The sequence below is a fragment of the Acidisoma sp. L85 genome, from assembly GCF_009765865.1.
GTDB lineage: Bacteria > Pseudomonadota > Alphaproteobacteria > Acetobacterales > Acetobacteraceae > Acidisoma.
The window spans coordinates 25951-33572 of the sequence record NZ_LMUQ01000050.1 but is presented as its reverse complement, the minus strand read 5'-3'; the positions used below and the strand labels follow the sequence as shown (position 1 = coordinate 33572).

At 65.5% G+C, this 7622-nt stretch carries 6 protein-coding genes; 3 read left to right on the top strand and 3 right to left on the bottom strand.

The window, feature by feature from the left end; all coding sequences use genetic code 11:
- On the top strand, positions 1-467 hold a 467-nt coding region (locus tag GSQ83_RS29985; RefSeq protein ID WP_216850224.1), incomplete at its 5' end, for a hypothetical protein.
- Between the two features lie 115 nt (positions 468-582).
- Here the strand turns inward: GSQ83_RS29985 and adh are convergent.
- The gene (adh, locus tag GSQ83_RS15420) at positions 583-2103 is read right to left on the bottom strand and encodes an aldehyde dehydrogenase (RefSeq protein WP_158803764.1); all 1521 of its coding nucleotides are present in this window, start codon (positions 2101-2103) and stop codon (positions 583-585) included.
- A gap of 420 nt (positions 2104-2523) precedes the next feature.
- On the opposite strand from adh, the gene rho reads away from it, so the two are divergent.
- On the top strand, positions 2524-3798 hold the full coding sequence (rho, locus tag GSQ83_RS15415) for a transcription termination factor Rho (protein ID WP_158803763.1): 1275 nt from the start codon (positions 2524-2526) through the stop codon (positions 3796-3798).
- Positions 3799-3817: 19 nt separating this feature from the next.
- Positions 3818-5212 (top strand): amidase, encoded by a 1395-nt coding sequence (locus tag GSQ83_RS15410; protein WP_254065717.1) that lies wholly within the window; start codon positions 3818-3820, stop codon positions 5210-5212.
- Positions 5213-5372: 160 nt separating this feature from the next.
- On the opposite strand, the gene pdxA is transcribed toward GSQ83_RS15410, so the two are convergent.
- Positions 5373-6407, bottom strand: a complete 1035-nt coding sequence (gene pdxA, locus GSQ83_RS15405) for a 4-hydroxythreonine-4-phosphate dehydrogenase PdxA (RefSeq protein WP_158803762.1) — start codon at positions 6405-6407, stop codon at positions 5373-5375.
- The gene (locus GSQ83_RS15400; protein WP_158803761.1) at positions 6400-7611 is read right to left on the bottom strand and encodes a four-carbon acid sugar kinase family protein; all 1212 of its coding nucleotides are present in this window, start codon (positions 7609-7611) and stop codon (positions 6400-6402) included. The genes pdxA and GSQ83_RS15400 overlap by 8 nt, the downstream gene beginning before the upstream one ends.
- Positions 7612-7622: the final 11 nt, after the last annotated feature.

Genomic DNA, 7622 nt, shown 5'->3' with positions numbered 1-7622 from the left:
GTGAGACCTTTTCTCGCTTCGAGACCAAGACTTCGCTGAGGGACGACGGGCGGCGATCGAGTGTCGCATCCGGCCCGCCGTTAACGCGGGACGGGTCCAGCCAAACCCAAATCGCTTCACTCCCGAGTTCGCTGCGAAATCTCCATTTTTTCTACGACAGCCTGCAGGCTAGTGCGGGGCATCTGTTTCAGGGTGATGTTGGCAACCTCATAACGAAGCGTGTTGGTTCACTTGTGATCCTCGGGCATTCGGGTCGGATCTTCGCGGCCTTCGATAGCCAAAATTCTGCTCTGAGTTTCTCATGGCTGCGCTTCCCGCAGCCACACTTTCGATACCGCAACGGTGGCGCGACCAGTATCCCGTTGACGGGTGAGACGGATGCCGAGATTGCCGTGATCGATTTAGTGAAAAGAGCAGCGGTTCACTTCGCCTCGCCCGCACCCTTGGGACAGCCACAGCTTTTTTAAACGCGTCGCGGCCGAGCTAGCTAATGATCGACAGTGGCATTTTGAAGCGCGGGTGTGCCGGAACAGCCGACGCGTCAGCCCCGCCTTTAGATCGGAGCTGACGCAGTAGCCTAGCTCAGAAGAAGCCGAGCTTGTTCGGGCTGTAGCTGACCAGCATGTTCTTCGTCTGCTGGTAGTGGTCGAGCATCATCTTATGCGTCTCGCGCCCGATGCCGGACTGCTTGTAGCCGCCGAACGCGGCATGGGCCGGATAGGCGTGGTAGCAGTTGGTCCAGACGCGGCCAGCCTGAATGCCGCGGCCGAAGCGATAGGCGCGCGTGCCGTCCCGCGTCCACACCCCGGCACCGAGGCCATACAGCGTGTCGTTGGCGATCGACAGCGCCTCTTCCTCATCCTCGAAGGTCGTCACGGAGACGACGGGCCCGAAGATTTCTTCCTGGAAGACCCGCATCTTGTTGTGGCCTTCGAAGATCGTCGGCTTCACGTAGAAGCCTTCCGAGAGCGGCCCTTCCAGCACATTGCGCGAACCGCCCGTGAGAACCTTCGCACCTTCCTGCTTGCCGATGTCGAGATAGCTCAGAATCTTCTCGAGCTGCTCCGAGGAGGCCTGGGCGCCGATCATCGTGCTGGGATCGAGCGGATTGCCCTGGCGGATCGCCTCCACCCGCTTGATCGCCCGTTCCATGAAGCGGTCGTAGACCGACTTCTGGATCAGCGCGCGGCTGGGGCAGGTGCAGACCTCGCCCTGGTTGAGGGCGAACATGGTGAAGCCTTCGAGCGCCTTGTCGAAGAAGGCGTCATCCTCGTTCAGCACATCGGCGAAGAAGATGTTCGGCGACTTGCCGCCCAGCTCCAGCGTGACATGGATGAGGTTCTGGCTGGCGTATTGCATGATGAGACGGCCCGTCGTCGTCTCACCGGTGAAGGCGATCTTGGCGATGCGCGGGCTGGACGCGAGCGGCTTGCCAGCTTCGAGGCCGTAGCCGCTGACGATATTCAGAACGCCGGGCGGCAGGAGGTCGGCGATGAGCTCGGCCACCACCAGGATGCTGGCCGGGGTCTGCTCGGCCGGCTTGAGCACCACGCAGTTGCCCGCGGCGAGCGCCGGGGCCAGCTTCCAGACCGCCATGAGGATCGGGAAGTTCCAGGGGATGATCTGCCCGACCACGCCAAGCGGCTCATGGAAGTGATAGGCAACGGTGTCGTTGTCGACCTCGCTGATCGAGCCCTCCTGGGCGCGGATGCAGCTCGCGAAATAGCGGAAATGGTCGATCGCGAGCGGCAGGTCGGCGGCCGTCGTCTCGCGGATCGGCTTGCCATTGTCCCAGGCCTCGACGAGAGCGAGCTTGTCGAGGTTGTCCTCCATCCGCTGGGCGATCTTCATGAGGATGCTGGCGCGCTCACCGACGCTGGTCTTGCCCCAGGCGTCCTTGGCGGCATGAGCGGCGTCGAGCGCCAGCTCGATATCGTCCTTGTCGGAACGGGCGACCTCACAGATGACCCGGCCGGTGATCGGCGAGGTGTTGTCGAAATAGCGGCCGGCGCGCGGCGGCGTCCATTTGCCGCCGATGAAGTTCTCGTATCGCGCCGCGAAAGGCGGCTTCTGCAGCAGGCCTGCGGGAGCTAGTTGGTCCATCGGTTTTCCTCCTTGGCGCGGATTATTATTTTTGTTACCGCGGCTGGTTAATTACTCAGAAACTCATGAAAGCTAGTCTGAGACGTGGGTCGGGCGAGATGACGCGGCCGGCGTGATATCGCCATCCGACCGTCATAGCGACGATACCAGCTTCACCGGGGACCCCGCAATCTCGGCCTCATCGCGTTCAGGGTTCGGCGGCGGCGATGGCGCCCTCCCTTGACTTAGGCGGCGTCCGGGTCCAACTGATAGCGCGCCGGCGAGCTGTGGTCCTTCCTGGGCCCCCGGCGCCTTTGGCCGAAATCCGGGCCGCCGCCTTCTTCCAATACGGTCTTCCGCTGCTCCCCAACGCGCGTTTCCGCAAGCAAAATCCCCCCTGGGCCTGAGTCTCAGGTCCGCCGCCGCCCCCGAAGGGTCACGATGCATCTCGCCGAACTTAAAACAAAATCCCCCACGGACCTGCTGAGTCTCGCAGAGTCGCTGAACGTGGAGAATGCCTCATCGCTGCGGAAGCAGGAGATGATGTTCGCCATCCTGAAGAACCTGGCCGAGAACGACCAGGCGATCCATGGCGAAGGCACGCTGGAAATCCTGCCCGACGGCTTCGGCTTCCTGCGCAGCCCGCAGTCGAACTACCTGCCGGGTCCCGACGACATCTATGTGAGCCCGCATCAGGTGCGCCGCTTCAGCCTGCGCACCGGCGATACCGTCGAGGGCCAGATCCGCGCACCGAAGGACGGCGAGCGTTACTTCGCGATGCTCAAGGTCAATACGATCAACTTCGAGGCGCCCGAGGCGGTGCGGCACCGCACCAATTTCGACAATCTCACGCCGCTCTATCCCAATGAGCGGCTGAAGATGGAGATGGAGAATTTCCAATCCGTCGCGAAAGGTCCCGCCAAGGACAATACGCCACGGGTGATCGACCTGATCGCGCCGATCGGCAAAGGGCAGCGCGCTTTGATCGTGGCGCCGCCGCGCACCGGCAAAACCGTTATGCTGCAGAATATCGCGACCGCTATCTCCGCCAATCACCCCGACGTCTTCCTCATCGTGCTGCTGATCGACGAGCGGCCCGAGGAAGTGACCGACATGGCTCGCAGCGTGAAGGGTGAGGTCGTCAGCTCGACCTTCGACGAAGCGGCGACGCGCCATGTTCAGGTCACGGAGATGGTGCTGGAGAAGGCGAAACGCCTGGTTGAGCATAAGCGCGACGTGGTGATCCTGCTCGACAGCATCACCCGGTTGGCGCGTGCCTATAACGCGGTGGTGCCGAGTTCCGGCAAGGTGCTGACGGGCGGCGTGGACAGCAACGCGCTGCAGCGGCCGAAGCGTTTCTTTGGTGCGGCGCGCAATATCGAGGAAGGCGGCAGCCTCACCATCATCGCGACAGCGCTGATCGACACCGGCAGCCGCATGGACGAGGTGATCTTTGAGGAGTTCAAGGGCACCGGCAATTCCGAGATCATCCTGGACCGCAAGATCTCCGACAAGCGGACCTTCCCGGCGATCGACATCACGAAGTCGGGCACCCGCAAGGAAGAGTTGCTGGTGGAGCGCGCGACGCTGTCAAAGATGTGGGTGCTGCGTCGTATCCTCAACCCGATGGGCTCGACGGACGGCATGGAATTCCTGCTCGACAAGCTGAAATACAGCAAGACGAACCAGGACTTCTTCGACGCCATGAACACCTGAGCCACTCACGGAGGAAGCGGTGCGCGATCCGCTTGCCGATGCCGACCCGCTTTCCCGGGCGGATGCCGCAACACTCGCCATGCTCTACGGGCGTGGCGAGGCCTCGCCGGTCGAGGCCGTAAGTTCCGCGCTGGCGCGGGCTGAGGCGATCCAACCAGCCTTCAACGCTTTTACGCGCATTCTGCACGACGAAGCTCTGGCGGCGGCGCGGGAGTCCGAGCGGCGATGGCAGGGCGGCCGTCCGCGTGGCCCGCTAGACGGCGTTCCGACGACCATCAAGGACATCGTCTGGATCAAGAACCACGCCACGCGCTACGGCTCCCGCGCTCCGGCAGTGGAGAGTGTGGAGGATGCGCCGGCGGTTGCCCTGCTGCGAGAGGCCGGGGCGGTCATCATCGGCATCACCACGACGCCGGAATTCGGCTGGAAGGCGCTGACCGACGGGCCGCTCACCGGCATTTCGCGCAACCCCTATGATCCTGCGTTGACGCCCGGCGGCTCCTCGGGCGGCGCCGCGGTGGCGGCGGCGACCGGGGCGGGGACGCTGCATCTCGGCACGGATGGTGGTGGGTCGATCCGGATCCCGGCGGCCTTCACCGGCATCGTCGGGCATAAGCCGACTTTCGGCCGGGTGCCGGCTTATCCGGCGAGCGCTTTCGGCACCGTCGCGCATATCGGGCCGATGGCGCGCAGCGTGGCCGATGCGGCGCTGATGCTGGACGCCATGTCAGGCCGCGATTTCCGCGACTGGTTTCAAAATCCATTGCCGTTCAAGCCTGCGGTCGGCGAAGCTGCGGCTTCCCTCGTCGGGCTTCGGCTAGGCGTTTGGGACGAGCCGCCTTTTGGGACTGTGGAGCCTGAAGTCGCGCGGGATTTCGCGGCTGCTTGCGCCACGTTGGAACGGGCGGGGGCAAATCTGCGGCCGATCGCTTTGCCGCCGGATGAGGACCTGCTCGGGCTGTTCCAGACTTTATGGTTCACCGGCGCGGCGGCCCGGCTGGCGGGATTGCCGCCTGGCGCGCTGGCCGAGGTGGATCCAGGTCTGCTCGAAATCGCCGAGGAGGGGCGCGCGGTCAGTGCGACGCGGCTGATTCAGGCGAATGGCCGCCGCGCGGTGTTTGGCGCTGGCGTCGATGTGCTGCTGGCGGAACATGATGCGATCATCTCGCCGGCCTGTGCCGTGCGGCCCTTCGCGGCGGGGGCGGAAGTGCCGGAGGGTTCGGGGCTCACGCGCTGGACACAATGGGCGGGGTTCAGCTACCCGGTGAACCTCGCCCAGGCGCCGGCCTGCGTCATTCCGAGCGGGTTGGCGGTGATGGGTGTGCCTGCGGCTTTGCAGATCATCGGGCCGCGCGGTGGCGATGGCCGGGTGCTGGCGATCGCCGCGGCTTGTGAGGCGCTTTTCGCGGGTTAGGATCGCGTGGCGATGCAAAAGCCAAACCGGTGCCAGAAGATCTCGTCATGGCACGCGAAGGCGTGGATGCTCGGCTTTCGCCGAGCATGACGATGTGAAATGAGCACGGTTTCAGCCAGAAGCGTCCCGCTCTAAGTCGGTGCGTTGCGACGAGAACCCGCTACAACGCCGGCCGCGCGCCGCGATGGGGTGCCAGCGCAATAGCCTGGCGTAGTGCCTCGAGCAGGCTGCGCTCGTCCACTATCCCTTTGCCGGCGATGTCGAAGGCGGTGCCGTGATCGACTGAGGTGCGGACGGCGGGCATGCCGACGGTGATGTTCACCCCGGCCTCGATCCCCAGCACCTTCACCGGACCGTGGCCCTGGTCGTGATACATGGCGACCACGAGATCGAAATCGCCCCGCCCGGCGCGGAAGAACAAAGTGTCGGCGGGCAATGGTCCCTCGACGTCCCAGCCGCGGGCGCGGCAGGCGGCGATGGCGGGGGCGATCTTGGTTTCTTCCTCGCCGCCGCCGAAAAGCCCGTTCTCCCCGGCATGGGGATTGATGCCGCAGACGCCGATCTTCTTGCGCGACAGCCCCGCCGCCTCCAGGACCGCGTGGCCGCGCGCGATGGTGCGCTCGACCAGGCCCGGCTCGATCCGCGCGATGGCGTCGAGCAAGCCCATATGCGTGGTCACGTGGATGACGCGGAGGCCGGGGGCCGTCAGCATCATCGAGACTTCGGGCGTGCCTGTCAGCTCGGCGAGCAACTCGGTATGGCCGGGATATTTGTGGCCGCCGGCATGCAGCGCCTCCTTGTTGAGGGGCGCCGTGCAGATGGCGTCAACCACGCCTTCCCGCACGAGATCCACGGCGGTCTTGATGTATTGGTAGGCGGCATCGCCCGCCTTGGCCGAGATGACGCCCCAGGGCAGGTCGGCCGGGAGCAGGCCGAGGTCGAGGCAGGTCACGGTGCCCGCCTCATAGGCCGCGGCATCGACCTGATCGGCCTTGATGGCGGTGAAGCGGAGACCGCTCCGCACGACTGCTTCGGCCGCCTTCAGGCGCGACAGATCGCCCACCACCAACGGCTGGCAGCGCTCGTAGAGATCGCGATGGGCAAGGCTTTTCACGATGACCTCGGGGCCGACGCCGGCACCGTCGCCCATGGTGATCGCGATCCGGGGGCGGGTATCCGCCGGGGCATCAGTCATCGCTGGAACCTTCTCTGGGCAAAGCGCCTGACCGCAGTACACGCCGTGCGCGGGACAGGATATCCGGCTCCCCGAAGGCGCCAGCCTTGGTGATGCAGGGCAGCGGCCAGGGTCCATCGATAATGCTGAGCGGAACGCCCGGTGCCACCGCGCCAATCAGGCGCAGGCCGCTCGCCCCTTGCTGTTCCAATGCGGCCCGCGCGGTCTCGCCGCCGGTCGCGACCAAAGCACCGATTGCGGCATTCCAGGGCGAGACGAAACGGGCGAGGCCCTGACAGGCTGTTTCGCCGCCGCGCATCGCCTCGTGCCCAGCCTCCGCCAAAGTCACCAGAAGATCCTTGCCAGCGGCCAGCGCCGTCTCAACCGCACGCGTCGCCTCGGTCTCCTGCCCGGCCTCAAGAATGATGTGCCTTACACCGCCGCCGGCCAGCAGATGGGTGCGCTGGGTGGTGGTGAGCGCGGAGCGGCTGCCGACCAGGAAAAGGATGGGGCGGATGACGGGCGGCGGCCTCGACCAGGCCGCGTAGCCGCCATCAAGTCCCAGGGCAGCCGGCAAAGGTTGCGCCAGACCGCCGGAGCCGCACCAGATTGGGGGCTCGGCCGAGCGCACGCTGGCGAGGGCGATGGCCGCGAGATCCGCCTCGGTTTCGGCGTCGCAGAGTGCTACGCCTGGGGCAGTCTCCAGCGCCGCCGCGAGGTCCGACGCCGGGCCGCGCACGGTCGGCAGATCGATCAGGCGGCACTGAATCCCAAGCGCGCCCAGCATTTCGGCCGGCAAGGCGGAGCCGCCGCGTTTCTCGTGCAACCAGATTTCGGTCTGGCCCAGCGGTGTGCCGTGGACGAATTGCTGTCCGCTCCGCATGACGCGGCCCATGGCCGGGAAAGCCGGGGCAAGCACGGCGCGTCCCGCGTCGCCCGAGATCTTGAGGAGAGCCGCGAGTTCCGCCGCCCAATTTCCGCGCAGCGTGGAATCGATCTTCTTGTAGATCGCGGCACCCTCGACCGCATGGCGCGACAGGAGGCCGGCGGTCATGGCCGCCGCATGCTGCGCCGATAGATGACGCGTATCCGCGTCGACGCAGAGGACTTCCGCATCGCCGTCTCTGCCGCCTAGGATGACACGGGTTTCAAGCCCGGCCTGGGCGCAGGCGAGCCCGGCATCGGCGGCGCCGGACAAGTCGTCCGCGAGGATCAGTAGGCGCATTCTTCGACCGC